Origin of the sequence: Pseudomonas sp. Irchel s3a18, from assembly GCF_900187535.1 — a bacterium.
Lineage (GTDB): Bacteria > Pseudomonadota > Gammaproteobacteria > Pseudomonadales > Pseudomonadaceae > Aquipseudomonas.
This window is the reverse complement of sequence record NZ_FYDV01000014.1, coordinates 33,130-58,178: the sequence shown is the minus strand read 5'-3', so window position 1 is coordinate 58,178 and position 25,049 is coordinate 33,130. Positions and strand designations below refer to the sequence as shown.

General features: G+C 61.0%; 19 protein-coding genes. 6 read left to right on the top strand and 13 right to left on the bottom strand.

Annotation, left to right across the window (positions count from 1 at the left end):
• Positions 1-32: 32 nt before the first annotated feature.
• Both CKW29_RS18600 and CKW29_RS18595 read left to right on the top strand, forming a co-directional pair.
• Positions 33-1,133 (top strand): efflux RND transporter periplasmic adaptor subunit, encoded by a 1,101-nt coding sequence (locus tag CKW29_RS18600; RefSeq protein ID WP_095146520.1) that lies wholly within the window; start codon positions 33-35, stop codon positions 1,131-1,133.
• A 6-nt stretch (positions 1,134-1,139) separates the two neighbouring features.
• Entirely contained in the window at positions 1,140-4,205 is a 3,066-nt protein-coding gene (locus CKW29_RS18595; protein WP_095148923.1) for an efflux RND transporter permease subunit, read from the top strand.
• 236 nt (positions 4,206-4,441) lie between these two features.
• On the opposite strand, the gene CKW29_RS18590 is transcribed toward CKW29_RS18595, so the two are convergent.
• Positions 4,442-4,846: a YbaY family lipoprotein gene (locus tag CKW29_RS18590; RefSeq protein ID WP_095146522.1), complete on the bottom strand. Its 405-nt coding sequence runs from the start codon at positions 4,844-4,846 to the stop codon at positions 4,442-4,444.
• 297 nt (positions 4,847-5,143) lie between these two features.
• Positions 5,144-7,642 carry a glycerol-3-phosphate 1-O-acyltransferase PlsB gene (gene plsB / locus CKW29_RS18585; RefSeq protein WP_095146523.1) on the bottom strand — a complete coding sequence of 833 codons (2,499 nt, stop codon included), beginning with the start codon at positions 7,640-7,642 and terminating at the stop codon, positions 5,144-5,146.
• A gap of 246 nt (positions 7,643-7,888) precedes the next feature.
• Here plsB and CKW29_RS18580 point away from each other — a divergent pair, with 246 nt between their 5' ends.
• A complete protein-coding gene (locus tag CKW29_RS18580; RefSeq protein WP_019692071.1) occupies positions 7,889-8,098 on the top strand; it encodes a cold-shock protein in 210 nt (69 codons plus the stop codon).
• A 122-nt stretch (positions 8,099-8,220) separates the two neighbouring features.
• Here CKW29_RS18580 and CKW29_RS18575 read toward each other — a convergent pair whose 3' ends face one another.
• The 4 genes from CKW29_RS18575 to CKW29_RS18560 form a co-directional block, all read right to left on the bottom strand.
• Complete coding sequence (locus CKW29_RS18575) at positions 8,221-8,598, bottom strand: hypothetical protein (protein WP_095077496.1); 378 nt, start codon at positions 8,596-8,598, stop codon at positions 8,221-8,223.
• Between the two features lie 99 nt (positions 8,599-8,697).
• A complete protein-coding gene (locus tag CKW29_RS18570) occupies positions 8,698-9,507 on the bottom strand; it encodes a putative RNA methyltransferase (protein ID WP_095148922.1) in 810 nt (269 codons plus the stop codon).
• Positions 9,507-10,658, bottom strand: coding sequence for a succinyl-diaminopimelate desuccinylase (dapE, locus tag CKW29_RS18565; RefSeq protein WP_095146525.1), 1,152 nt, complete (start codon positions 10,656-10,658; stop codon positions 9,507-9,509). Before dapE ends, CKW29_RS18570 begins: the two co-directional genes overlap by 1 nt.
• 222 nt (positions 10,659-10,880) lie before the next feature.
• Entirely contained in the window at positions 10,881-13,472 is a 2,592-nt protein-coding gene (locus CKW29_RS18560) for a glycosyltransferase (RefSeq protein ID WP_095146526.1), read from the bottom strand.
• A gap of 218 nt (positions 13,473-13,690) precedes the next feature.
• Between CKW29_RS18560 and tcdA the strand changes: the two genes are divergently transcribed.
• Entirely contained in the window at positions 13,691-14,503 is an 813-nt protein-coding gene (gene tcdA / locus CKW29_RS18555; RefSeq protein WP_176465340.1) for a tRNA cyclic N6-threonylcarbamoyladenosine(37) synthase TcdA, read from the top strand.
• 21 nt (positions 14,504-14,524) lie between these two features.
• Here tcdA and CKW29_RS18550 read toward each other — a convergent pair whose 3' ends face one another.
• The 7 genes from CKW29_RS18550 to map all read right to left on the bottom strand — a co-directional run bounded on the left by CKW29_RS18550 (position 14,525) and on the right by map (position 22,786).
• Positions 14,525-14,929 (bottom strand): SufE family protein, encoded by a 405-nt coding sequence (locus CKW29_RS18550; protein ID WP_095146528.1) that lies wholly within the window; start codon positions 14,927-14,929, stop codon positions 14,525-14,527.
• Positions 14,926-16,131: an aminotransferase class V-fold PLP-dependent enzyme gene (locus CKW29_RS18545; RefSeq protein ID WP_095146529.1), complete on the bottom strand. Its 1,206-nt coding sequence runs from the start codon at positions 16,129-16,131 to the stop codon at positions 14,926-14,928. Before CKW29_RS18545 ends, CKW29_RS18550 begins: the two co-directional genes overlap by 4 nt.
• Before the next feature lie 163 nt (positions 16,132-16,294).
• Complete coding sequence (gene dapD / locus CKW29_RS18540) at positions 16,295-17,329, bottom strand: 2,3,4,5-tetrahydropyridine-2,6-dicarboxylate N-succinyltransferase (RefSeq protein ID WP_095148921.1); 1,035 nt, start codon at positions 17,327-17,329, stop codon at positions 16,295-16,297.
• A 33-nt stretch (positions 17,330-17,362) separates the two neighbouring features.
• The gene (locus CKW29_RS18535) at positions 17,363-17,725 is read right to left on the bottom strand and encodes an ArsC family reductase (protein WP_095146530.1); all 363 of its coding nucleotides are present in this window, start codon (positions 17,723-17,725) and stop codon (positions 17,363-17,365) included.
• A gap of 289 nt (positions 17,726-18,014) precedes the next feature.
• Positions 18,015-19,214 carry a succinyldiaminopimelate transaminase gene (gene dapC / locus CKW29_RS18530; protein WP_095146531.1) on the bottom strand — a complete coding sequence of 400 codons (1,200 nt, stop codon included), beginning with the start codon at positions 19,212-19,214 and terminating at the stop codon, positions 18,015-18,017.
• Between the two features lie 43 nt (positions 19,215-19,257).
• Complete coding sequence (locus CKW29_RS18525) at positions 19,258-21,960, bottom strand: [protein-PII] uridylyltransferase (RefSeq protein WP_095148920.1); 2,703 nt, start codon at positions 21,958-21,960, stop codon at positions 19,258-19,260.
• Between the two features lie 43 nt (positions 21,961-22,003).
• On the bottom strand, positions 22,004-22,786 hold the full coding sequence (gene map, locus CKW29_RS18520) for a type I methionyl aminopeptidase (protein WP_095077482.1): 783 nt from the start codon (positions 22,784-22,786) through the stop codon (positions 22,004-22,006).
• A 370-nt stretch (positions 22,787-23,156) separates the two neighbouring features.
• Here map and rpsB point away from each other — a divergent pair, with 370 nt between their 5' ends.
• Both rpsB and tsf read left to right on the top strand, forming a co-directional pair.
• Positions 23,157-23,894, top strand: coding sequence for a 30S ribosomal protein S2 (gene rpsB, locus CKW29_RS18515; RefSeq protein ID WP_047526298.1), 738 nt, complete (start codon positions 23,157-23,159; stop codon positions 23,892-23,894).
• Between the two features lie 190 nt (positions 23,895-24,084).
• Positions 24,085-24,948 (top strand): translation elongation factor Ts, encoded by an 864-nt coding sequence (gene tsf, locus CKW29_RS18510; protein WP_095146534.1) that lies wholly within the window; start codon positions 24,085-24,087, stop codon positions 24,946-24,948.
• Positions 24,949-25,049: the final 101 nt, after the last annotated feature.

Sequence of the window (25,049 nt, the reverse complement as noted above, 5' to 3'; positions counted from 1 at the left end):
TTCCAAGCACCATTAGCGAAAGGTCCTTCGCCATGTTCCGCTATGCCTTGCCTCTCGTGTTGCCAGCCAGCCTGGCGTTTTTGTTGGCTGCGTGTGGTCACGAAGAACCGGTGCAAGTCGCCGTTCGCCCGGCCATGGTGGTTCAGCCAGAGCCCTCCGCACAGGCGATGGACAGCTATCCTGGCGAAGTCCGCGCACGCTATGAGCCGGACCTGGCTTTTCGCATTGGCGGCAAAGTCAGCCGACGACTGGTCGAGGAGGGGGAGCGGGTCAAAGCCAATCAGGCGCTGGCCGAACTCGATCCCGAGGATGTACGGCTGCAGTTGGAAGCAACCCGTGCCCAAGTGGCGGCGGCCACTGCCAATCTGAACCTGGTGCGCACCGAGCGTGATCGCTACAAGACCCTGATGGAGCGTCAGTTGGTCAGCCGCTCGCAGTACGACAACGCGGAAAATCTCTACCGATCCGGTGAAGCACGTCTCAAGCAGATCAAGGCCGAGTTCGATGTCGCCAACAATCAGGCCAGCTACGCCGTCCTGCGCGCGCCACGTGACGGGGTGGTGGCCAAGCGTGCCGTGGAAGTGGGCCAGGTCGTGGCTGCGGGGCAAACCGTGTTCACCCTGGCCACCGACGGCGAGCGTGAAGTCTTGATCAGCCTGCCGGAGCAAGGGTTTGGCCGGTTCAAGATTGGCCAGCCGGTCACCGTTGAACTGTGGAGCCAGCCGGGGCAACGCTTTGCCGGCAGCATCCGCGAGTTGTCGCCAGCCGCTGATCCCAAGTCACGCACCTTTGCCGCACGCATCGCCTTCACTGCCGGCAAGGTGGCGGCCGAGCTCGGTCAAAGCGCTCGGGTATTCATTCAAACCACTGACGTGGTGCCGCTCTCGGTGCCGCTCTCGGCGCTCACCGCGGAAAACGGTGCGACCTACGTCTGGGTGGTGAACGCCGACAGCACCCTGCGCAAGGCGCCGGTTCGTGTCGGGGCCTTCGGTGAGAAAAGTGTACCGGTGCTTGAAGGCCTGACGGCCAGCGACTGGGTGGTGGCGGCCGGTGTCCATGTGCTCCACGACGGCCAGCCAGTGCGGCCGGTGGATCGTTCCAACCGCGTGGTCAATCTGGCGGTCAAGGAGTAATCCCCGATGGGTTTCAATCTATCCGAATGGGCGCTGCGTAATCGCCAGATCGTACTGTTTCTGATGATCCTGCTGGCGGTTGTCGGCACCTTGTCCTACACCAAGCTGGGCCAGAGCGAGGACCCGCCGTTCACCTTCAAGGCCATGGTGATCCAGACCAAGTGGCCGGGTGCGACAGCCCAGGAAGTCTCGCGGCAGGTCACCGAACGTATCGAAAAGAAACTGATGGAAACCGGCGAGTATGAACGGATCGTGTCGTTCTCCCGCCCCGGTGAATCCCAGGTGACGTTCATTGCCCGGGACTCGATGCATTCGGTGGACATTCCGGAACTCTGGTATCAGGTCCGCAAAAAGGTCGGCGATATTCGCCCGACCTTGCCACCGGGTATCCAGGGGCCATTCTTCAACGACGAATTTGGTACCACCTTCGGCAATATTTACGCGCTGACGGGGGAAGGTTTCGACTACGCGGTACTCAAGGACTACGCGGACCGCATCCAGATCCAGCTGCAACGGGTCAAGGATGTGGGCAAGGTCGACCTGCTCGGGCTGCAGGACGAGAAAATCTGGATCGAGCTGTCCAACCTCAAACTGGCCACGCTGGGCTTGCCATTGGCGGCTGTGCAGCAAGCACTGGAGGAGCAGAACGCGGTGTCCAACGCCGGGTTCTTCGAAACCACCAGTGAGCGATTGCAGTTGCGGGTGACGGGCAACTTCCAGACGGTCGAGCAGATTCGCGGTTTCCCGATTCGCGTCGGTGATCGAACTTTCCGTATCGGTGATGTGGCGGACGTGCACCGTGGTTTCAACGATCCACCGGCACCGCGCATGCGCTTCATGGGCGAGGATGCGATCGGCCTGGCCGTGGCCATGAAGGACGGCGGCGATATTCTGGTGCTGGGCAGTGCGTTGGAGCGCGAGTTCAAGCGGATCCAGGACAACCTGCCGGCGGGCATGCAGCTGCGCAAGGTGTCTGACCAGCCGGCGGCGGTAAAAACCAGCGTCGGCGAGTTCGTCCAGGTACTGGTCGAGGCGTTGGCGATTGTGTTGCTGGTGAGCTTTTTTTCCCTGGGTGTGCGCACCGGCATGGTGGTCGCCTTGGCAATACCGCTGGTATTGGCCATGACCTTTGCCTGCATGTATTACCTGGGCATTGGCCTGCACAAGATTTCCCTGGGAGCGTTGGTACTGGCTCTGGGCTTGCTGGTGGATGACGCGATCATTGCCGTGGAAATGATGGCGATCAAAATGGAGCAGGGCTTCGACCGGGTCAAGGCTGCCAGTTATGCCTGGACCAGTACGGCATTCCCGATGCTCACCGGTACCCTGATCACCGCCGCGGGTTTCCTGCCGATCGCCACCGCGCAATCGAGCACGGGCGAGTACACCCGTTCGATCTTCCAGGTCGTGACGATCGCGTTGCTGGCCTCATGGATCGCCGCTGTGGTGTTTGTACCCTATCTGGGGGAAAAGCTGCTGCCGGACCTGGCCAGGCTCCACGCGGCCAAGCACGGTGCCGGTCAGCCGGATCCTTATGGAACGCCTTTTTATCAACGGGTGCGGCGTCTGGTGGAGTGGTGTGTGCGCCGGCGTAAAACCGTGATTGCGTTGACCATCCTGCTGTTCCTGGCTTCGGTAGTGCTGTTCCGTTTCGTGCCGCAGCAGTTCTTTCCGGCCTCGGGCCGCCTGGAACTGATGGTTGACCTGAAGCTGGCGGAAGGCGCTTCGTTGAGCAATACCGCCGGTGAGGTGAAGCGCCTGGAAGCGATGCTCAAGGAGCACGCCGGTATTGAAAACTATGTGGCGTACATCGGCACCGGTTCGCCACGTTTTTACCTGCCACTGGATCAACAGCTGCCGGCGGCCAGTTTTGCTCAGTTTGTTGTCCTGGCGGACACCATCGAGGAGCGTGAAAGCCTGCGCAGCTGGCTGATCGAAACCCTCAACGAACAATTTCCGGCGTTGCGCTCGCGGGTCACGCGCCTGGAAAACGGCCCGCCCGTGGGGTATCCGGTGCAGTTCCGGGTGACCGGCGAGCACATTGAAGAAGTCCGCGCCCTGGCCCGTAAAGTCGCCGCCAAGGTGCGCGAGAACCCCCATGTGGTCAACGTGCACCTGGACTGGGAAGAACCCAGCAAGGTGGTGTACCTGAATGTCGATCAGGACCGTGCACGGGCCCTGGGCGTGAGCACCGTGAACCTGTCGAGGTTTTTGCAGAGCTCGCTGACCGGCTCCAGCGTCAGCCAGTACCGTGAAGACAACGAGTTGATCGAAATCCTCTTGCGCGGCACCGTGCACGAACGCACCGAACTGTCGCAGTTGTCGAGCCTGGCGGTGCCGACCGACAACGGCAAGAGTGTGGCGTTGTCCCAGGTGGCGACCCTGGAGTACGGCTTTGAAGAGGGCGTCATCTGGCACCGTAACCGTTTGCCGAACGTGACGATTCGCGCCGATATCTATGGCAAGGAGCAACCGGCGACCCTGGTCAAACAGATTCTGCCGACCCTCGAGCCGATTCGCGCTGAATTGCCGGACGGCTACTTGCTGGACGTGGGTGGTACGGTGGAAGACTCGGCTCGCGGACAGAACTCGGTGAAGGCCGGTGTGCCGTTGTTCATCGTCGTGGTGCTGACCTTGCTGATGGTACAACTGCGCAGCTTCTCGCGCACGGCGATGGTGTTTTTGACCGCGCCGCTGGGGCTGATTGGCGTCACCCTGTTCCTGCTGGTATTCCGTCAGCCGTTCGGGTTCGTGGCCATGCTCGGTACCATTGCCCTGTCGGGGATGATCATGCGCAACTCGGTGATCCTGGTGGACCAGATCGAGCAGGACATCCTCGCCGGGCTCAAACCCTGGCAGGCGATCATCGAAGCCACGGTGCGACGCTTCCGGCCAATCGTGCTCACCGCCCTGGCTGCCGTATTGGCGATGATCCCGCTGTCGCGCAGTGTGTTCTTCGGGCCGATGGCCGTGGCAATCATGGGCGGCTTGATCGTGGCGACCGCGTTGACGTTGCTGTTTCTGCCGGCGTTGTATGCGGCGTGGTTCAGGGTCAAGAAAGAACCTGTTTGATGATCGCTCCTGCGCTCAGCGTGGGAGCGATCGACGCCTGTATTGGTCCGACCGTACTGACTCAGTGGATCCCGGCGTGTTTCAGTGTCCATGGTTTGCGAGATCATGCTTTCTGAGACAAGGGTTCGTCGTTTCGAGCGTTATCTCTCAGTTGATGGCGTTTCTGAGATGAGCTGGATGCTTGATTCGAGAAAGACAGGACGCTGCCTGGCAGCGTCCTTGTTCGGTAATCCCTCTCAACGAACCGCGTCGACGCGAACCTTTACGGGCTGCGGATCGCTTCCGTCCAGTCGCACGGCATGATTCTCAGTGGTGATGAACATCAGTTTGCCATCGACCTCAATGCGGGCGTTCACCGAGTAACGGTGGGTGGGCTCGACCTGCATCGGGTCGTAGCTGAGGTGGAAGGCCAAGGGTACCTGGCCTTTGATCGGGCCTCTTTGCTCGTCAAGGGTCTTTGCCGGAGCATCGGCCAGTGTCACGTCCTGCAGGCTGACACTCAAGATTGCTGTCGGTGGCAGTGCCATGCGTTGCAAGTAGAAGACTTCGCCGTCCAGGGTTGCTTTAGGCGCCGGTGACGGGCTTTGGCAGGCCGTCAGCAGGGTGGCGGCAGCGAGCAGGGCAAGCGTGTTTCTCTTCATTGTGGATCTCCGTATCGAGGAGACGCCAGCAGCAGGCCGGCGCCCCTCGGGAGTCTAGCGGATTTTATGCCGGGCATTGCCCCAGGGTGTTTTGCCTTCAACTGCCGAATACGGGAGCCTGTAGCGGTACTGGCCGCAGGACCAGTTCCCTGGGAGAGAGACCCAATGACGGGCGTCCCTGGCCATGAAAGCGAAGTGTTGAGTGCAGGGCGTGCTTAATTAAAGAGGGTCCAACTAATTAAAACGCCGTCTTCCAGAATTGAACCGGTTGAAGCATAGAAGACGGCGTTCAGGTGCTTACTGAAGGGCGGCGCTGTTCTGCTCAGCGGCATCCTCACTGCGATGCAGTGCCACCTGACGGATCGACAAGCGAATCTCCGCTGGCAACACCCGCTTGGCAGCGCCTTCGGCCAGTTCACCGAGCAGTTCGTGATGGCTCAGCTTGCCGGCCTCGTCGCGACGCAGTACCTCCAGGTCCAGCAGGGTCTGGATGAAGTGGCGGAACAGGCTCTTGTCGAAGAACTCCGGGGCGTTCAGGCCATGCAGGATCGACAGGCGCTGGGCCATGACCGTGCACAGGTCTTCCAGCTCTTCGGCGCTGAGGGTGTTCTGGCCGCTGTTGAGCAGCAACGAGATGGCCATGTAGAAACGCTGCAGGGTCTGCGCGATGCTCCTGGACAGCAGGGTCAGCAGCACGAAATGCCGTGAGCTTGGCGCCGGGCGCAGGTACAGGTTGTTCTCGACGCGCAACAGGCCTTGCTCGACGAACGCCTCGAGCCATTGGTCGATCACGGCGTCCAGTTCGTCCAGCGACCAACGAATGAACAGCTCTGATTGCAGGTACGGGTACAGCGCGCGGGTGTACCGCAGGATCTGTTCGCGGCTCATGCGCGAGCTGCTCTGGAAGAAACTGGCGAGCAAGGCAGGCAAGGCGAAAATGTGCAGGACGTTGTTGCGGTAGTAGGTCATCAGGACGGCGTTTTGCTCATCCAGATAGAGGATTTTGCCCAGCGCATCGCTTTGCTCGCAGAGCAGGTCCATGTCCTTGACGTGTTCGATCAGTGCACGGCCGTCGCCCTCTGGCAGCGTGGTATGCGGCGAGTAAGGGACGCGTCGCAGCAATGCCAGGTACAGATCCAGCACCCGCGCCATGGCGCGATCATCCAGCGCCAGACGGCTGGTGGACAACAAGGCCAGCGCGACCAGGTTCACCGGGTTGATCGCAGCCGCCTCATTCAAGTGCCGGGCGACCCGTTCGCCGAGGCGATTGGTGGTTTCGTTGAGCCAGGCAGGCCTGTACTGCGGCCCCAGTTCCTGGGAGCGCCAATCCGGTTGCTCGCTGTCGAGGAACTCGGCCAGCTTGATCGGCTCGCCGAAGTTCACCGCCACCTGGCCGAAACGTTGTTTCAGCGCACCGATGACTTTGAAGATGTCGAAAATCGATTCTTTCTTCTTGCTCGCGCCGCGCAATTCACCCAGGTAGGTGCGGCCCTCCAGGACACGTTCGTAACCGATGTACACCGGGACGAAGACGATCGGCATGCGAGAGGAGCGCAGGAAGCTGCGCAAGGTGATCGCCAGCATCCCGGTTTTCGGTTGCAGCATGCGCCCGGTGCGCGAACGGCCACCCTCGACGAAGTACTCCACCGGGAAGCCCTTGGTAAACAGGGTGTGCAGGTACTCATTGAACACCGAGGTGTAGAGCGGGTTGCCCTTGAATGTGCGGCGCATGAAGAAGGCGCCGCCACGCCGCAGCAGGCTGCCGATCACCGGCATGTTGAGGTTGATCCCGGCGGCGATGTGCGGCGGGGTCAGTCCGTTGCGAAACAGCAGGTAGGACAGCAGCAGGTAGTCGATGTGGCTGCGGTGGCAGGGTACGTAGATCACTTCGTGACCCGGGGCGACCTGCTGCACGCCTTCGATGTGGTTGACCTTGATGCCGTCGTAGATCTTGTTCCAGAACCAGCTCAGCACCACTTCCAGGAAGCGGATGGCGGTGAAGGTGTAGTCCGAGGCGATCTCGTTGCCGTAGCGCAGTGCCTGGGCCTTGGCTTTTTCCGGCGAAATGTTCTCGCGCTCGGCTTCATCGAGGATCGCTTGCTTGACCAGCGGCTGATTGAGCAGGCCCTTGACCAGGTTGCGGCGGTGGGAAATGTCCGGGCCGATGACCGCCGCTTTCAGGTTGCGAAAGTGCACCCGCAGGATGCGCTGGGCCATGCGCACGGTGCGCTCGTGGCCCTTGTCGTGCTCGATCAGCTCGCGCAGGTGGATGGGGGCGGAGAATTGCACGCGGGTCTTGCGCCCCAGAATCATGATGCTCAGCAGTCGACGCAGGCGTCCGGTCACCGCCCAGCTGTCGGCAAACAGCAGTTTCCACGGGCTCGATTCGCTGTCTGGCGATTGGCCCCAGAACACGCTGACGGGGATGATTTGCGCGTCTTCGGCGGCATTCTGGCTCAGGGCACTGACCAGTCGGGTCAGGGTCGGCGGCGCGCCGCGCTTGTCCTGGCGACCGAGCCAGTCGGGTGCGGGTGTCAGGTAGAAGAACGCCGCTGGCTCCAGCAGGTTACCCACCGACACCGGCAGCACCGGACGTGGCAAACCGGCCTTGGTGCACTCGGTGTCGAGCACGGCCAGGTCGGTCAACGAGGGATTTTGCAGGACGTAGAACACCGGACGACTGCGGTCGAGGTTGAGGGTAAAGGACGACTGGTTGATCGTCTCCGAGCGAACCCAGAGGTACAACAGTCGGCGCAAGGCGCCAAACACAAGACGGCGGAACGGGGAACGGGTCATAGGCTTGCTGCTTTAGTTGAAAAAAAACCGAGCAAGTGCTCGGGAGCGGTAGTGTGACGTATTCGTCGAAAATCGGCAAAAAAGCACCGAAGTAATCTTGAGTTGAGAGTTTTTACCGCTGTCATATACTCGGCCGGCCGTTTGCCACTATCGACCCTGTTTTTGACAGTCAGTCGAGTGTGCGCACTGGCTCAGACGGCGTGTCTGTGAACAGGCCGACCAATAATAAAAAGGGAGTACCGATAGATGGCAACGCGCGAGACCGGCAACGTGAAGTGGTTCAACGACGCTAAGGGTTACGGCTTCATTCAGCGTGAAGGCGGGGCGGATGTGTTCGTGCACTACCGCGCAATCCGTGGCGAAGGCCACCGCTCGTTGGCCGAGGGCCAGCAGGTTGAGTACGCCGTGGTGGACGGGCAGAAAGGTTTGCAGGCAGAAGACGTAGTCGGCCTCTGAAGATCGTTCCCACGTTCTGCGTGGGAATCTCTCATTGGGCGCTCTGCGTCCGCTTTTGTGGCGCAGAGCGTTACTGGGTGCCTTCCCGCGCAGAGCGTGGGAGCGATCAGCCGATCGGCGTGTTACGCGGTCTTCCAGGTGATCTCTTCTTCGCCATCGACGCTGATGCGAATCCAGCGATCGGCGGACTCTTCACCCTCTTCCTCGACCCAGGTACCCGGTGCACAGCGCACTTCAACGTTCAGCGCGGCAAACGCGGCGCGGGCGCAGGCGATGTCGTCGTCCCATGGCGTCTGGTCGCTTTCCAGGTACAGGCTGTTCCATTTGCCCACCGCTTTCGGCAGCCAGGTGACCGGCACGTTGCCGGCCTTGCACTTGTAGGTCTGGCCTTTTTGAACCCAGTCGGTGCAAGGGCCCAAGGCCGCGCCCAGCCAGGCCGAGATGGCCTTGTGGTCGACGTCGGCGTCTTTGAGGTAAATCTCGATATCGGGTTGGCGCATGGATGTTCCTCACTGCGGGTTTCGAAAAATCCATTCGCGGATTTAGCCGGCCTCAAGCTGCTGCCCAAGGCCAAAAGTTAAAGGGTTGCTCTCAAGCAATTACTGCAGAACGAAATAATCGTAGCGCATCGACACACTGACATTGAATGGCTCGGCCTGTTCGATAACGGCTGCCCGGCGTTCGGCGCTGGCGCGCCAGCCATGGGGGGTCATGGCCAGCAGATTGGCACGATCCTGAGGGTTGCTCAGGGTCAGCTTGAACTCCAGGGTTTCGCTGTGTTGCAGCGACATGCCTTCGGGCACCAGGGCCAGGTGCTTGTCGTCGGTGTACTCGCGTACTTCGTCGTACAGGCGCTCGCGTAATTCCATCAAGTGACCGCTGGTCGGGCCGACTTTCATCAGCCCGCCGCCAGGGCTGAGCAGGCGCTTGGCTTCCAGCCAGTCGAGGGGGCTGAACACACTGGCCAGGAACTGGCAGCTGGCGTCGGCCAGCGGCACCCGGGCCATGCTGGCGATCAACCAGGTCAGTGCCGGGTTGCGCTTGCAGGCACGCTTGACCGCTTCGCGGGAGATGTCCAGCGCATAGCCATCGGCATCGGGCAGGGCGTCGGCAATTTGCGCGGTGTAGTAACCCTCGCCACAACCGATGTCCAGCCAGCGTTGTGGCGCGCGCTCCGCGGCCAGTTCCGCCAGGCGCCTGGCCACCGGGGCATAGTGCCCGGCATTCAGGAAGTCGCGACGGGCCTCGACCATGGCCTGGTTGTCGCCAGGGTCGCGGCTGTTCTTGTGCTGCACCGGCAACAGGTTCAGGTAACCCTGGCGGGCACGGTCGAAGCGATGCCCGGCGGGGCACGCCACGCCGTTGTCGACCGCGTTCAGCGGCGCGCTGCAGATAGGGCAGGCAAGCATCAGGCGAGCAACTTGATCAGGGTCTGGTAGTAGATTTCCGTCAGCACATCGAGATCGCTGGCCAGGACCCGTTCGTTGACCTGGTGGATCGTTGCGTTGACCGGGCCCAGCTCGACCACCTGGGTGCCCATGGTGGCGATGAAACGCCCGTCCGAGGTGCCGCCACTGGTGGAGGCCAGTGTTTCACGGCCGGTGATGGCCTTGATGCTGGCCGACACGGCGTCGAGCAGCGCGCCCGGTTCGGTGAGGAACGGCAGGCCGGACAGTGCCCAGTCGATGTGCCAGTCCAGGTCGTGTTTGTCGAGGATATCGGCCACGCGCTGTTGCAGGCCCTCAACGGTCGACTCGGTAGAGAAGCGGAAGTTGAACACCGCGACCAGGTCGCCCGGGATAACGTTGGTGGCGCCGGTACCGGAATTGACGTTGGAGATCTGGAAACTGGTGGGCGGGAAGAACGCATTGCCGTTGTCCCAATGCTCGGCGGCCAGTTCGGCCAGGGCCGGGGCGGCGAGGTGGATCGGGTTCTTTGCCAGGTGCGGGTAGGCCACGTGACCTTGCACGCCGCGCACCGTGAGCTTGGCGCCCAGGGAGCCGCGGCGGCCGTTCTTGACTACGTCACCCACCAGGGTGGTGCTCGACGGCTCGCCGACGATGCACCAGTCCAGGCGTTCCTTGCGCGCAGCCAGGCGCTCGATCACCGCTTTGGTGCCGTGATGTGCCGGGCCTTCTTCGTCGCTGGTGATCAGGAACGCCACCTTGCCCTTGTGGTCCGGGTAGTCGGCGACAAAACGCTCGGCCGCCACGGTCATGGCCGCCAGGCTGCCTTTCATGTCAGCCGCGCCACGGCCGCAGAGCATGCCGTGCTCATCGATCACCGCATCGAACGGATCGATCTGCCAGGCCGCCACCGGGCCGGTCGGGACCACATCGGTGTGACCGGCGAAGCACAGTACCGGACCTTCGTGCGTGCCGTGGGTAGCCCAGAAGTTATCCACGTCTTCGATGCGCATGGGTTCCAGGTTGAAACCGGCATCGCCCAGGCGCTGCATCATCTGCTTCTGGCAATCAGCGTCCACCGGCGTCACGGACGGACGGCGGATCAGGTCGATGGCGAGCTGGAGGGTCGGCGAAAGGTCGGCGTGGGCCGTCATGTAGAACTCCGGAAGCTGTCAATGTGTAGGAGCGAGCTTGCTCGCGATGAGCGTCAACGATAACGCGTGCGATCTAGATAACCGCGTTGCCCTTACGTTTCTCGCGAGCAAGCTCGCTCCTACAGGTATTGGGTTTGGCCCTTGAGCCACGCCCCGCAAAATGGCGGTTATCTTAAAGCAAAACGGCGACCATTGGCCGCCGTTTAGTGCATCGGTAGCGATTTAGACCGCGGGTAGCGTTTCGGCCTCGGCCACAGGTTTTGGCAGCGACGACAGGAACGCCATGATCAGCGCCGCCACATAAGGCAGCGACTGCACCAGCAGCATGGTCACCCAGAAACGCATGTCGTTGCTCGGCAGGCCTTGCACCAGGAAAATCCCCAGCGCCGCGCCCCACAACAGAAACATGATGAACATCTCTTCACGGGCTTCCGAAATGGCTAGCCAAAAGCCGTGGCTGTCGGCATTTTTCGGGGTGCGGATGAACGGAATGTTGCTGGTGAAGAAGCCGTACAGCACCGCTTTGGCAATGGTGTGGGACAACGCCAGGCCCGCCAGTGCCGCGCAGAACGCGTCCTTGAGGTTAACCCCCACCGCACGACGGTAGAGGAAGATGATCTTGCCGACCTTGAACACGAACAACGCCAGGGGCGGGATCGCGAAAATCAGCAGCGGTGGATCCACCCGGTGCGGCACGATAATCATCGCCGCGGACCACAGCAAGGCGCCCACGGTGAAGAAGATGTTCATGCCGTCGGCCACCCACGGCAGCCAGCCTGCCAGGAAGTGGTAACGCTGGCCGCGGGTCAGTTTGGTGTCTTTGCCACGGATCAGGCTGGCGGTGTGCCGCTTGATGATCTGGATGGCGCCGTAGGCCCAACGGAAACGCTGTTTCTTGAAGTCGATAAAGGTATCGGGCATCAAGCCCTTGCCATAGCTGTCGTGGTAGTACGCCGCCGACAAACCTTTCTCGAACACCCGCAGCCCCAACTCGGCGTCTTCACAGATGCACCAGTCCGCCCAGCCAAGCTCTTCGAGCACGGAGCGACGGGTCATGGTCATGGTGCCGTGCTGAATGATCGCGTCGCGGTCGTTGCGGGTCACCATGCCAATGTGGAAGAAGCCTTTGTACTCGGCATAGCACAGCTTCTTGAAGGTGCTTTCGTTCTGGTCGCGGTAATCCTGCGGCGACTGCACCACGGCGATTTTCGGATCGGCGAAGTGCGGCACCATGTGTTTGAGCCAGTTCGGATGAACGCAGTAGTCCGAGTCGATGACCGCGATCACTTCGGCGTCCTTGGCGGTGTGCGGGATCAGGTAGTTCAGCGCACCGCCCTTGAAACCGGCCAGTGGCGCGACGTGGAAGAACTTGAAGCGCGGGCCGAGGGTTTCGCAATAGGCCTGCACCGGCTCCCAGACCGCCGGGTCCTTGGTGTTGTTGTCGATGATCAGGACTTCAAAGTCCGGATAGTCGAGGTTGGCCAGGGCGTTGAGGGTCTGTTTGACCATCTCCGGCGGCTCGTTGTAGCACGGCACGTGAATCGAGACTTTTGGCCGATAGGTCGAATCGCCCACTACCGGCAGGAACTCGCGCCGGCGCTTGTGAATCCACACCGCTTCGGCCAGCTCGTGGGCCTCGGTCAGCAACACGATAAACACTCCGAGGGCACCGAGGGCGAGCAGGAATCCTACCGTCAGGCTGAACCAGGTGCTGTATTGCTGGCTGTAGTCGTAGCCGATCCAGACCAGCACCGACCCGCAGAGGAAGGCGGTGAAGGTCAGGAAGGTGCGGCCACGCTGGCGCAGCGCCGAGCCGTCGATCATCAGCAGGGTCAGCGACAACAGCGCCAGCACCACGGAGCCGATGGCCAGCACGCGCCATTGCGGGATTGCCACCACCGGGCCTTCGAAGTTGAACTTCTGCTGGCGCGCCGCGTTGAACACGCCCCAATAGGCACCGACCGAACCTTCGTCGCTGACTTTCCAGGGCTGGTCAAAGGCCTCGATCACAAAGTAGTTGAAGCCCTGGCGGTTGAGCTTGTTCACCAGTGTGCGCAGGTAAATGGCTTGGTCGGCCGGGGTCGCGTCCGCGCCACCGCGCATGCGGCCGTTGCTCGGCCAGCCCACTTCCGAGAGCAAGAGCGGCTTTTTCGGGAACATTTTCTTCAGGTCGCGGGCGCGGTCCAGGACGAACTGGCCGGCCTGGTCCATCGGGACGAACTCCCAGTAGGGCAGGACGTGGGCGGCGATCAGGTCGACGTGCTTGGCCAGCATCGGGTTTTCTTCCCACACGTGCCACTGTTCGGACGTGGTGACCGGGACCTTGACCGCGGCGCGTACACGATCGAGAAGCACGCTCAGCTGTTCGGCGGTGATTTCCTTGCGGAAGATCGCTTCGTTACCCACGACCACGCGAACCACGCTGCGCGAGTTGTTGGCGATCTCGATGGCGCGCTGGATTTCGCGTTCGTTGCGCTCCTGGTCCGGGCTGATCCAGATTCCGAGGGTCACGCGCAAGCCGAACTCTTCCGCCAGCTTGGGAATGTCGCCCAGGGTGCCGTCGACCGAATAGATCCGGATGTTGTCGGTCAGTTTGCTCATGATCTCCAGGTCACGACGCATTTCCTCATCGGACGGGAACTGGTTTTTCTGTGGGAACTGGCCTTGCTGGAACGGCGAGTAAGAAAAACCGGAGATCTGCTCTGGCCAGTTGGGGGTTGTGACCGGGCGGTTGATCAGCGCCCAGAAACCGGTGAACAGCGCGGCAATCGCCAGCACTACCACCAGGTTGAGTCCAAATTTACGCGATGACATAGCTATTTCGGGTTCCAAAGGCTGTGGAACGAAGGAACGGTCGGCCGCCGCCGAGGGGCGCGCATCCTACACCGGGTGTTCCCAGACCGTACAGCGGGCGGGGATATGCCGGACGTTAGGCAATTTACTTTGACTTAAGTTCTTTCACTTGTAGCGTGTAGCTTAAAACTTACCGCCGTGTAGCCCTATAATGCGCGCCGGTTTTTAGGGTAGTGGTCATGAGTACAGAAGATCCGCGGTTTGCTGGCATTGCCCGCTTGTATGGCATTGAAGGCCTGGGGCGTTTGCGCGCCGCCCATGTGGCGATTGTGGGCGTCGGCGGTGTCGGTTCCTGGGCGGCGGAAGCCATTGCCCGTTGTGGCGTGGGCGAGATTTCGCTGTTCGACCTGGACGACGTTTGCGTCAGCAATGTCAATCGCCAGTTGCACGCACTGGACAGCACCGTCGGCAAACCCAAGGTCGAGGTGATGGCCGAGCGTCTGCGGGGGATCAACCCGGACTGCACGGTACACGCGGTACCGGACTTCGTGACGCGCGAGACCATGGCCGAGTACATCACGCCGAACATCGATTGTGTGATCGACTGCATCGACAGCGTCAATGCCAAGGCCGCATTGATCGCCTGGTGCAAGCGCCGCAAGATCCAGATCATCACCACCGGTGGCGCAGGCGGGCAGATCGACCCGACGCTGATTCAGGTGTGTGACCTGAACCGGACCTTCAACGACCCGCTGGCCTCGAAAGTGCGTTCCACCCTGCGTCGCGATTACAATTTCTCCCGCACCGTGACCCGTCACTACAGCGTGCCGTGCGTATTTTCCACGGAGCAACTGCGCTACCCGAAACCCGATGGCAGCATTTGCTTGCAGAAAAGTTTTGTCGGCGATGGCGTGAAGTTGGACTGCGCGGGCGGGTTTGGCGCGGTAATGATGGTGACGGCGACCTTTGGCATGGTTGCCGCGACCAAGGCGGTGGACAAGATCGTCGCCGGGGTCCGACGCCCGGCGGACAAGATTAAGCCCGAGCAATAAGACGGCTCCCTCTTCACAGGGTCAGGCGGATAATTCGCGCATTCGCTGCAACACCGCATTCAGGCCATTGCTGCGTGACGACGAGAGTTGTCGCGACAAGCCCAACTGATTAAACCAGTCCGGCAAATCCACCTGCTGCAACTCTTGCGCGGACAAGCCATTGACCCGCGCCAGCAGCAACGCCACCAGGCCACGAATCAATCGCGCATCGCTGTTGGCGACGAACTGCCAATGGCCGTCGTGCAGCGCCCCCACCAGCCAGACCTGACTTTCGCAACCGTGTACGCGGTTGGCCTCGGATTGGTCGGTATCGCTCAAGGCTGGCAGGCGATCGCCCCATTGCATCAGCAAGCGTGCACGCTGCTCCCATCCGGCGGCGGTTTGAAAGACTTGCAGCGCGGTAACCGCGTCGGCTGGCAGGCTCATCGCAACAGCTCCAGGGCTTGATCAAGGGCTTCGAAGAAACGCTCCAGATCTTCAGAGTCGTTGTACAGCGCCAGTGAAACCCGGATTGCCCCGGCCAGTTCATAGCTTTTGAGCAGCGGCATGGCGCAGTGGTGACCGGCACGCACGGCAATGCCCTGTTCGGTCAACAGGTGTGCCAGATCCGAGTTGTGGACCCCTTCCACCACAAAGCTGGCCAGGGCCAGTTGTGGCTTGCCCAGCAGGCGAATGCCATTGCGCGCCTGTAAACCCTTGATCAGGTAATCATGCAGCGCCGCTTCATGGGCGGACACGGCGTCCTGATCCAGCCCGGCCAGGTAGTCGAGAGTCGCGCCCAAGCCGATCACGCTGGCAATCGGCGGGGTGCCGGCTTCAAAACCCAGCGGTGCCGGGCGAAAGCGGGCGTCGTGGTAGTTGGCATCCAGCACCATCTCACCGCCGAACTGCCAGGGGCGCAGATGCTCCAGGGCCTCATTGCGGCCAAAGACCACGCCCAGGCCATCGGGCCCGTAGAGTTTGTGGCTGGAGAACACGTAGAAATCACAACCCAGCGCCTGGACGTCGTGGCGACCGTGAACCACGCCCTGGGCGCCGTCGACCACGGTCAAGGCGTTTTGCGCCTTGGCCAGCGCCAGCAACTGAGGCAATGGCTGCCAGGCACCCAGGACGTTGGACAGTTGACTGACCGCCAGCAACCGGGTGCGTGGGCCGATCAAGCCAGCGGCGGCATTGAGATCGATCAGGCCGTCGGCGTCCAGGGGTAAGACCACCAGCGTCAGCTCGCGGCGTTTTGCCAGTTGCTGCCAGGGCAGCAAGTTGGCGTGGTGCTCCAGGGCGCTGATGACAATTTCATCGCCCGGGTGGAAAAGGTGTTCCAGGCCATAGGCCAGGAGATTCAGCGCGGAGGTCGCGCCGTGGGTGAAGATGATTTGCCCGCAGTGGCCGACGTTGAGCCAGTGGGCCACTTTGCTGCGGCTGCCTTCGAACGCTTGCGTGGCATGGGCGCCAGGCAGGTGTTGCGCACGATGGACGTTGGCCGCGCCATTGGCGTAGTAATGCGCCAGCGCGTCGAGCAGGGCCTGGGGTTTCTGAGTGGTGGCGGCATTGTCCAGATAGGTCTGGTCCTGCCGTTGCAGGGCGGCGATGGCCGGGAAATCGGCACGCCAAGGTGAGGGAATCATCATGCTATCGGGCCCTGGTGACATGGGCGGGTGTACGCCTGACCTGTAGGAGCGAGCTTGCTCGCGATGGACGTTAACGATAACGCGCGGCATCAGGCAGCACGTGTCGTCTATATGTCCATCGCGAGCAAGCTCGCTCCTACAGGGTGATCGTTTGACGCTCTGCTTAGTTGTGAGCGTGCAGCGCTTCGTTCAGTTCGATGGCCGATTTGTGGGTTTTGCACTCCACGGCACCGGTCTCCGAGTTGCGGCGGAACAACAGGTCGGTCTGGCCGGCCAGTTCGCGCGCCTTGACCACTTTGACCAACTGGTTGTTCTCGTCCAGCAGGGCCACTTTGGTGCCGGCGGTCACGTACAGGCCGGACTCGACGGTGTTGCGGTCGCCCAACGGGATACCGATGCCGGCGTTGGCGCCGATCAGGCAGCCTTCGCCCACCTTGATCACGATGTTGCCGCCGCCCGACAGGGTGCCCATGGTGGAGCAACCGCCGCCCAGGTCCGAACCCTTGCCGACGAACACGCCAGCGGAGACGCGGCCTTCGATCATGCCTGGGCCTTCGGTGCCGGCGTTGAAGTTGACGAAGCCTTCGTGCATCACGGTGGTGCCTTCGCCCACGTAGGCGCCCAGGCGGATACGGGCGGCGTCAGCGATGCGCACACCGGCCGGTACCACGTAGTCGGTCATTTTCGGGAACTTGTCGACCGAGAACACTTCCAGCAACTCGCCCCGCAGGCGGGCTTCGAGTTGATGCTCGGCCAGTTCGCCGAGGTCGATGGCACCCTGGCTGGTCCAGGCGACGTTCGGCAGCAGCGGGAAAATGCCCGTCAGGTTCAGGCCGTGAGGCTTGACCAAGCGATGGGACAGCAGGTGCAGCTTGAGGTAGGCCTCGGGGGTGGAGCTCAACGGGGCGTCTTCGGCCAGTAGCGTGGCGACCAGCGGCTTGTGGCTTTCGGCCAGGCGGGTCAGCAGGGCGGCCTGGGTCGCGTCGACGCCCTTGAGGGCTTCGGCCAGTTGCGAGGCTTGAGCGGTGCTGAACGCGATGGCCTGATTGCCTTCGGTGTAGCCCAGGATCGGGGCAATGGCGGCAACTACTTCGGCCGATGGCTTGAGCACGGGAGCGGCGTAGAACACTTCCAGCCACGCGCCTTGACGATTCTGGGTGCCGACACCGAAGGCCAGGCTGAACAGGGTAGTGGACATGCAATTACCTCTTACGAAATTGAACGGGCGGGCTTACTTGAGCGCTGCCGCGTAGATATCTGGCTTGAAGCCAATCAGGGTTCGGTCACCGAGATCGAGCACCGGGCGCTTGATCATCGACGGTTGTGCGAGCATCAATTCGATCGCTTTCGCCTGGTCGAGATCGGCTTTGCATTCGTCATCGAGTTTGCGAAAGGTCGTGCCTGCACGGTTGAGCACCACCTGCCAGCCGTGCTCGTTGCACCACTGGGTCAGGTGTTCACGGTCGATTCCGGCCGTTTTGTAATCATGGAAATCAAAGCTGACAGCGTGTTCATCCAGCCAGGTGCGCGCCTTTTTCATGGTGTCGCAGGCTTTGATGCCGAAAAGGTGCAACGTTTTGCTTGAAGCGGTCAAGGAATTGCCCCCCTTTGGAGGTGCTGAAGATAAAAATGGTGAAGGATTATGCCATGACCGGGCGGGTTCGGCGTCGACCGGGATCCGGCTTTGAGCGATTGTGCGACAGGTTGCCCGGTCAGGTGCGACCTTTGTGCAAGGGCCAGCCCCTAGTCTAAGCGTCTAATATGGCACTTCGACGGCAACTTGTTGCCTGATGTGTGCTGGACCTCAGTGAGGCCAATCTGGGGCTGATGAAGTGAGGCACGCGTCCGAAAGGGGGGGCGCGTGCCTGCCGCCAGGATGTCGCTTATGTGCGGCGCTGGATGAACTCGCGAATCCGCTCTGCCGCCTCGACGCATTCGGCCAGCGGCGCAACCAGTGCCATGCGCACACGGCCGGCGCCCGGGTTGACGCCGTCGACCTCACGGGACAGATAAGAGCCAGGCACGACGGTCACGTGCTCTTCGACGAACAGGTCGCGGCAGAACGCCGCGTCGTCGCCTGCAACGTTCGGCCACAGGTAGAAACTGCCATCCGGACGCTGCACGTCCATGACCGGGCTGAGGATCTCCAGCACCGCATCGAACTTCTCGCGGTACAGCGCACGGTTGGCGCGCACATGGACTTCGTCATTCCATGCCGCAACGCTGGCCAGTTGGGTCTGAACCGGCATGGCGCAGCCATGGTAGGTGCGGTACAGCAGGAATCCCTTGAGGATCTCGGCATCCCCGGCCACGAAGCCCGAGCGCAGGCCCGGCAGGTTGGAGCGCTTGGACAGGCTATGGAACACCACGCAGCGTTTGAAGTCCTTGCGGCCCAGTTCCGCACAGGCACTGAGCAGGCCCGGTGGGGGTGTCTGCTCGTCGAAGTAGAGTTCGCTGTAGCACTCGTCGGCCGCGATCACGAAGTCATACTCGTCGGCCAGGGCGATCAGCTTTTTCAGGGTGTCGAGCGGAATCAGCGCACCGGTCGGGTTGCCCGGCGAGCACAGGAACAGGATCTGGCAGCGTTTCCAGATGTCCGGTGAGACGGCGTCGAAATCGGGGTTGAAGCCGTTTTCGTCCAGGCACGGCAGGTAGTGGGGCTTGGCGCCAGCGAGGAACGCAGCACCTTCATAGATCTGGTAGAACGGGTTCGGGCTGACCACCAGCGCGTCGTCACCCCGGTTGACCACGGTCTGGGTGAAGGCGAACAGTGCTTCACGGGTACCGTTGACGGGCAGCACGTTGCGGGCCGGATCGATCCAGCCTGCAGGCACGTTGAACCGACGCTCGCACCAGGCCGCAATGGCTTCGCGCAGGGCGGGAACACCCAGGGTCGTGGGGTAGACGGCCATCTGGTCCAGGTTGCTGGCCAGGGCTTCGGCGACAAAGCTCGGCGAGCGGTGTTTCGGCTCGCCGATGGACAGGGCGATAGGGCGCTTGTCCGGGTTGGGTGTCACCGCACCGAGCAGGGCGCGCAGTTTTTCGAACGGGTAGGGCTGGAGTTGGTTCAGAGCGTTGTTCATCGGTGCGCAGGTCTCACTCAAAGCGGTTAAATCATGTCGTGCGTCAGATGCTGATGCGCGACAGTTCGATTGAAGGTTGCGGGCTGACGCTCAGTTGTTCGACGATCGCATCCTGCAAGCGGCTGCACAGCTGGGGGTCGGACAATGGGTGGTTGTCGGCATCGGTGATGAAGAACACGTCTTCGACCCGTTCGCCGAGGGTGGCAATCTTGGCGTTCTGCAGCGACAGGTCGAACTCGAGGAAGATTCGTCCGATTCGCGCGAGCAGGCCAGGGCGGTCCGGTGCGCTGAGTTCGAGCACGGTGACCGGGCGCTGGGCATCGTTGTGGATCGTCACTTGTGGTGCGAACGCAAAATGCTTCAGCTGGCGTGGCACCCGACGCTGGATGATGGTCGGGTAGTTGTCCGGGTTGCGCAGGGCTTCGGTCAGGCCGTCACGGATCTGTTTGACCCGCGCAGGGTTGTCGCCGATCGAATCGCCGTCGGTGTCGAGCACGATGTAGGTGTCGAGGGTGAACTGGCTGCTGGAGGTGATGACCCGGGCGTCGTGAATGTTCAGGTTGAGCTGGTCCATCGCGGCCACGGTCACGGCGAAGAAGTCGTGCTGGTCGGGGGCATAGATGAAAATCTGCGTGCCACCCTCGAACTCCCGTTGGGTGGTCTCCTTGATCAGCACCAGCGGGCCGCCATCGGCCGGTTGCTGCAGGATCGCGTCCGAGTGCCAGGCCACGTCGCCAGCGGTGTGACGCAGGAAATAGTCATCGCCCAGTTGCGACCAGAGTTGCTCGACGTCGTCCGGGTCGGTGCCGCCGCGCACCAGAATGTCCAAGGCCGCGCTTTGGGTCTGGCGAATCTGCTCTTCGCGGTCCACCGGGTTCTCCAGGCCGCGACGCAAGGCACGCTTGGTCTCGGTGTAGAGTTGGCGCAGCAGGCTGGCGCGCCAGGAGTTCCACAAGGTCGGGTTGGTGGCGTTGATGTCCGCGACGGTCAGCACGTAGAGGTAGTTGAGGCGGGTCTCGTCGCCCACGGTCTGCGCGAAGTCATGGATCACCTGCGGGTCGGACAGATCCTTGCGCTGGGCCGTGGTCGACATGACCAGGTGGTTTTGCACCAGCCAGACGATCAGCCGGCTGTCCCAGGTCGGCAATTGATGGCGCTGGCAGAAGGCTTCAGCGTCGACGGCGCCAATATCCGAATGGTCGCCATGGCGCCCCTTGCCGATGTCGTGATAGAGCCCGGCGAGGTAGATCAGTTCAGGCTTGGGCAGCTTGCCCATGAGCTTGCTGGCCAGCGGGAATTTCTCGGACACCTGAGTGTATTGCAGCTTACGCAAGTGCTTGATCAGGTTCAGGGTGTGGGCGTCGACCGTATAGATGTGGAACAGGTCGTGCTGCATTTGCCCGACGATGAAGCCGAACTCCGGCAGGTAGCGCCCAAGAATGCCGTAACGGTTCATCCGCCTGAGGTTTCGGTGAATGCCGATCTTGCACTTGAACAGTTCGATGAACAGGCTCGTGTTGCGAATGTCATGGCGGAAGTCGTCATCGATCAGATGACGGTGCTCCCTTAGCAGGCGGATGGTATCGGCGCGTACGCCCTTTATTTCCGGCTGCTGAGCCATCAGTACGAAGATTTCCAGCATGGCAAACGGCGTGCGCTTGAACACGTTGTTGTTGATGGCTTCGATGTAGCCGTCATGCAGCTGGAAGCGCGAGTTGATCGGCTGCGGCGGCGCTTCGTCTTCCGGGGCGAGGATGATTTCCTCGAAGTGCTGGATGATCAGGTCGCTGAGCTGGGCAATGCTCATCACCACCCGGTAGTACTGCTGCATGAAGTTTTCGATGGCGTGTTTCGCGTCGTCCCCGGCAAAGCCCAGCAAGCTGGCGATCGAGCGCTGGTGATCGAACAGCAGACGGTCCTCGGCGCGGCCGGCCAGCATGTGCAGGGCATAGCGGACTTTCCACAGGAATTCCTGGGAGGACGCCAGCAGGGCGTTTTCGCTTTCCACCAGGAAACCTTCGCCCGCCAGTGCCCGCAGGTTCAGCGTGCCGTACTGGCGGCGGGCTACCCACAGAATCGTCTGGATATCCCGCAGGCCACCAGGCGAGCCTTTGACGTTGGGTTCCAGGTTGTATTCGGTGTCGTTGTATTTGTGGTGACGTGCTTTTTGTTCGGCACGCTTGGCCAGGAAGAACTCCTTGGCCGGCCACATGTGCTCGGTGCTGGTGACGTCGAGCATCCGCTGGCGCAAGCGCTCGGGACCGGCGATGGTGCGGCTTTCCATCAGGTTGGTGACCACCGTCAGGTCGGCGCGGGCTTCTTCGGCGCATTCGTCCACCGAGCGAACGCTCTGGCCGACTTCCAGGCCGATGTCCCATAGCAGTGTCAGAAAGCGCTCGATGGAGTCACGGAAGACTTCGTGGTCGGCGCTGTCGAGCAGGATCAGCAAATCGATGTCGGAGTAGGGGTGCAGCTCGCCGCGACCGTAGCCGCCGACCGCGACTAGTGCGATGTCGGCGTCTGCGTTCCAGTCGAACTGCTCCCAGGCCTTTTGCAGGATGTTGTCGACGAACCAGGCGCGGTCCTCGATCAGGCGGCGGATATCCCGGCCACTGCGAAAACGCCCGTCGAGCACCTCGCGCGCTTGGCGGATCGCCTTCTTGAAGGCTGCGATCGGGCTCGCCTTCAGGGCCAGTTCAGCCTGGAACTGGCCGCGGTCGAAGAGTTCTGGATCCACCTGCGGCATCGATTGGCTTTCCTTTCTATCTATATAGGCTCAGGACGGCAGGTCAGGCTGAAACGCGCGCGATGGTGTCATCGCCGCGCAGGGTGAAGATTTCGTAGCCGGTTTCCGTCACGAGCAGAGTGTGCTCCCATTGGGCGGACAGCTTGCGGTCCTTGGTGATCGCGGTCCAGCCGTCGCCCAGTACCTTGGTGTCGGCCTTGCCCTGGTTGATCATCGGTTCGATGGTGAAGGTCATGCCGGCCTTCAGTTCCATGCCGGTGCCAGCACGGCCGTAGTGCAGGATCTGCGGCTCTTCGTGGAACACCTTGCCGATACCGTGGCCGCAGAACTCGCGGACAACGGAGAAACCGTTCTTTTCCGCATGCTTCTGGATCACTTCGCCGATATCGCCCAGGCGGCAGCCCGGTTTGACCAGTTCGATGGCCTTGTACATGCATTCCTGGGTGACTTTCGACAGTCGCTCAGCCCAGACCGGTACGTTGCCGACGTGGAACATGCGGCTGGTGTCGCCGTGGTAGCCGTCCTTGATCACGGTGACGTCGATGTTCAGCGTGTCGCCGTCCTTCAGGGCCTTCTCGTTCGGGATGCCGTGGCAGACCACGTGGTTGATCGAGGTGCAGATTGACTTCGGAAAGCCCTTGTAGTTGAGCGGGGCAGGGATGGCCTTCTGCTCATTGACGATGTAATCGTGGCAGATGCGATCGAGTTCTTCGGTGGTGATCCCCGGCTTGACGTAGTCGGCAATCATTTCCAGCACGTCGGCGGCAAGTTTGCCGGCGATGCGCATTTTTGCGATGTCCTCTGGGGTTTTGAGGGTGACGGTCATACAGGCTCTCTCTACGCTCAGTGGCGCTTTCAATTCGGAATGGGCTCGGCGTGATATGGCTCGCGGCCCTGAAAAAGGCAATTCTAACAGACGCCCGGGGCAAATCTGCGCTTGCGGCATCGCTTCTGCTTATAGAATGGCGCATTCTTGGAGGATTCCAAGGGCTGGAACAACCGCGCTGACCTGGTTTTGAGAATCCGGGTTCCGTTTTCAGCCTTGCTGTGGTATAAAATGCGCCGCTTTCCGGGGATGCCCCGAAAGGCTTAAATCCACACACGTGTCGACACGATGACCTGGGTGCCTTCAGCTGAAGCTGCTGGTTGGTCATTGGGATACGTGGAGGCCAAACCCGACTTATTAAGGAACTATCATGTCCCAAGTCAACATGCGCGATATGCTGAAGGCCGGTGTGCACTTCGGTCACCAGACCCGTTACTGGAACCCGAAAATGGGTAAATACATTTTCGGTGCGCGTAACAAGATTCACATCATCAACCTTGAAAAAACCTTGCCAATGTTCAACGAAGCTCTGACTTTCGTAGAGCGTCTGGCCCAGGGCAAAAACAAGATTCTGTTCGTCGGCACCAAGCGTTCCGCTGGCAAGATCGTTGCTGAAGAAGCAGCGCGTTGCGGTTCGCCGTACGTCGATCACCGCTGGTTGGGCGGCATGCTGACCAACTTCAAAACCATCCGTGCTTCCATCAAGCGTCTGCGTGACCTTGAAGTGCAAGCCGAAGACGGTACTTTCGCCAAGCTGACCAAGAAAGAAGCGCTGATGCGCTCCCGTGACCTGGAAAAGCTCGATCGTTCCCTGGGTGGTATCAAGGACATGGGCGGTCTGCCTGACGCACTGTTCGTTATCGACGTTGATCACGAGCGCATCGCGATCACCGAAGCCAACAAGCTGGGCATCCCGGTTATCGGCGTAGTCGATACCAACAGCAGCCCGGAAGGCGTTGACTACATCATCCCAGGCAACGATGACGCAATCCGCGCTATCCAGCTGTACATGGGTTCGATGGCTGACGCTGTTATCCGTGGTCGCAACAACGTTTCTGGCGGCACTGAAGTCTTCGTTGAAGAAGCTCCGGTAGCTGCGGCTGAGTAATTGACGCCTTGGCGTTGACTCAGTAAGCAAAAAGGGGGCTTGGCCCCCTTTTTGCCACCTCGAAAACCATTTGTCGGCGCCCACTGCTCTATCTGTAACGTGCGGCAGCTAACAAGGGTGGTTCGGGAAGAATTGAACGCCCGTTCGATCGGGTGGAATGGTTGATAACCTATCCAAGAGGAATTTTGAAATGGCAGAGATTACTGCAGCGTTGGTCAAAGAACTGCGCGAGCGTACCGGCGAAGGCATGATGGACTGCAAGAAAGCCTTGACCAAGGCTGGCGGCGACATCGAAAAAGCCATTGATGACATGCGTGCTTCGGGCGCCATCAAGGCTGCCAAGAAAGCAGGCAACATTGCTGCTGAAGGCGCTATCGCCATCAAGGCTGACGACAAGTCGGCCGTGCTGCTGGAAGTGAACTCGCAGACCGACTTCCTGGCCCTGCAAGATGACTTCAAAAACTTCGTTGCTGCCAGCGTAGAAAAAGCCTTCGCCGAAAAACTGACCGACGCAGCTCCGCTGATCGCCGCTCAGGAATCGGCTCGTGAAGCCCTGGTGGCCAAAGTTGGCGAAAACGTCAACATCCGTCGCCTGGTGCGCGTAGAGGGTGACGTTGTCGGCACCTACCTGCACGGTAACAAGATCGGTGTTGCTGTTGTTCTCAAGGGCGGTGATGTTCAACTGGCCAAAGAGATCGCCATGCACGTGGCGGCAAGCAACCCTGAGTTCCTGCTGCCATCGCAGGTTTCGCCAGAAGCCATCGAGCGTGAAAAAGCGGTCTTCCTGAGCCTCAACGAAGACAAGATGAAAGGCAAGCCAGCTGAAATCGTCGAGAAGATGATTGGCGGCCGTATCACCAAGTTCCTGGCTGAAGCCAGCCTGGTCGAGCAAGCTTTCGTCATGAATCCAGAGCTCACCGTGGGTGCCTTGGCCAAGAAAGCCGGCGCTGAAATCGTTTCCTTCACCTACTTCAAAGTAGGCGAAGGCATCGAGAAGCCAGTTGATAACTTCGCAGAAGAAGTTGCAGCTCAGCTGGCTGCCGCCAAGCAATAAGACGGTTTTTTAACTGTCGCCCGAAAGAGGCTGCCCGCTCACGCGCGCAGCCTCTTTTCAGATGCAAAGGCCAATTTATTTGGCTTCTCATCGGAACTGGC

Bases quoted from the DNA above. Each gene is read 5' to 3' on its own strand.
- CKW29_RS18600 (WP_095146520.1), top strand. From the start codon at position 33: ATGTTCCGCTATGCCTTGCCTCTCGTGTTGCCAGCCAGCCTGGCGTTT.
- CKW29_RS18595 (WP_095148923.1), top strand. From the start codon at position 1,140: ATGGGTTTCAATCTATCCGAATGGGCGCTGCGTAATCGCCAGATCGTA.
- CKW29_RS18590 (WP_095146522.1), bottom strand. From the start codon at position 4,846: ATGAAGAGAAACACGCTTGCCCTGCTCGCTGCCGCCACCCTGCTGACG.
- plsB (WP_095146523.1), bottom strand. From the start codon at position 7,642: ATGACCCGTTCCCCGTTCCGCCGTCTTGTGTTTGGCGCCTTGCGCCGA.
- CKW29_RS18580 (WP_019692071.1), top strand. From the start codon at position 7,889: ATGGCAACGCGCGAGACCGGCAACGTGAAGTGGTTCAACGACGCTAAG.
- CKW29_RS18575 (WP_095077496.1), bottom strand. From the start codon at position 8,598: ATGCGCCAACCCGATATCGAGATTTACCTCAAAGACGCCGACGTCGAC.
- CKW29_RS18570 (WP_095148922.1), bottom strand. From the start codon at position 9,507: ATGCTTGCCTGCCCTATCTGCAGCGCGCCGCTGAACGCGGTCGACAAC.
- dapE (WP_095146525.1), bottom strand. From the start codon at position 10,658: ATGACGGCCCACGCCGACCTTTCGCCGACCCTCCAGCTCGCCATCGAC.
- CKW29_RS18560 (WP_095146526.1), bottom strand. From the start codon at position 13,472: ATGTCATCGCGTAAATTTGGACTCAACCTGGTGGTAGTGCTGGCGATT.
- tcdA (WP_176465340.1), top strand. From the start codon at position 13,691: ATGAGTACAGAAGATCCGCGGTTTGCTGGCATTGCCCGCTTGTATGGC.
- CKW29_RS18550 (WP_095146528.1), bottom strand. From the start codon at position 14,929: ATGAGCCTGCCAGCCGACGCGGTTACCGCGCTGCAAGTCTTTCAAACC.
- CKW29_RS18545 (WP_095146529.1), bottom strand. From the start codon at position 16,131: ATGATGATTCCCTCACCTTGGCGTGCCGATTTCCCGGCCATCGCCGCC.
- dapD (WP_095148921.1), bottom strand. From the start codon at position 17,329: ATGTCCACTACCCTGTTCAGCCTGGCCTTCGGTGTCGGCACCCAGAAT.
- dapC (WP_095146531.1), bottom strand. From the start codon at position 19,214: ATGAACAACGCTCTGAACCAACTCCAGCCCTACCCGTTCGAAAAACTG.
- CKW29_RS18525 (WP_095148920.1), bottom strand. From the start codon at position 21,960: ATGCCGCAGGTGGATCCAGAACTCTTCGACCGCGGCCAGTTCCAGGCT.
- map (WP_095077482.1), bottom strand. From the start codon at position 22,786: ATGACCGTCACCCTCAAAACCCCAGAGGACATCGCAAAAATGCGCATC.
- rpsB (WP_047526298.1), top strand. From the start codon at position 23,157: ATGTCCCAAGTCAACATGCGCGATATGCTGAAGGCCGGTGTGCACTTC.
- tsf (WP_095146534.1), top strand. From the start codon at position 24,085: ATGGCAGAGATTACTGCAGCGTTGGTCAAAGAACTGCGCGAGCGTACC.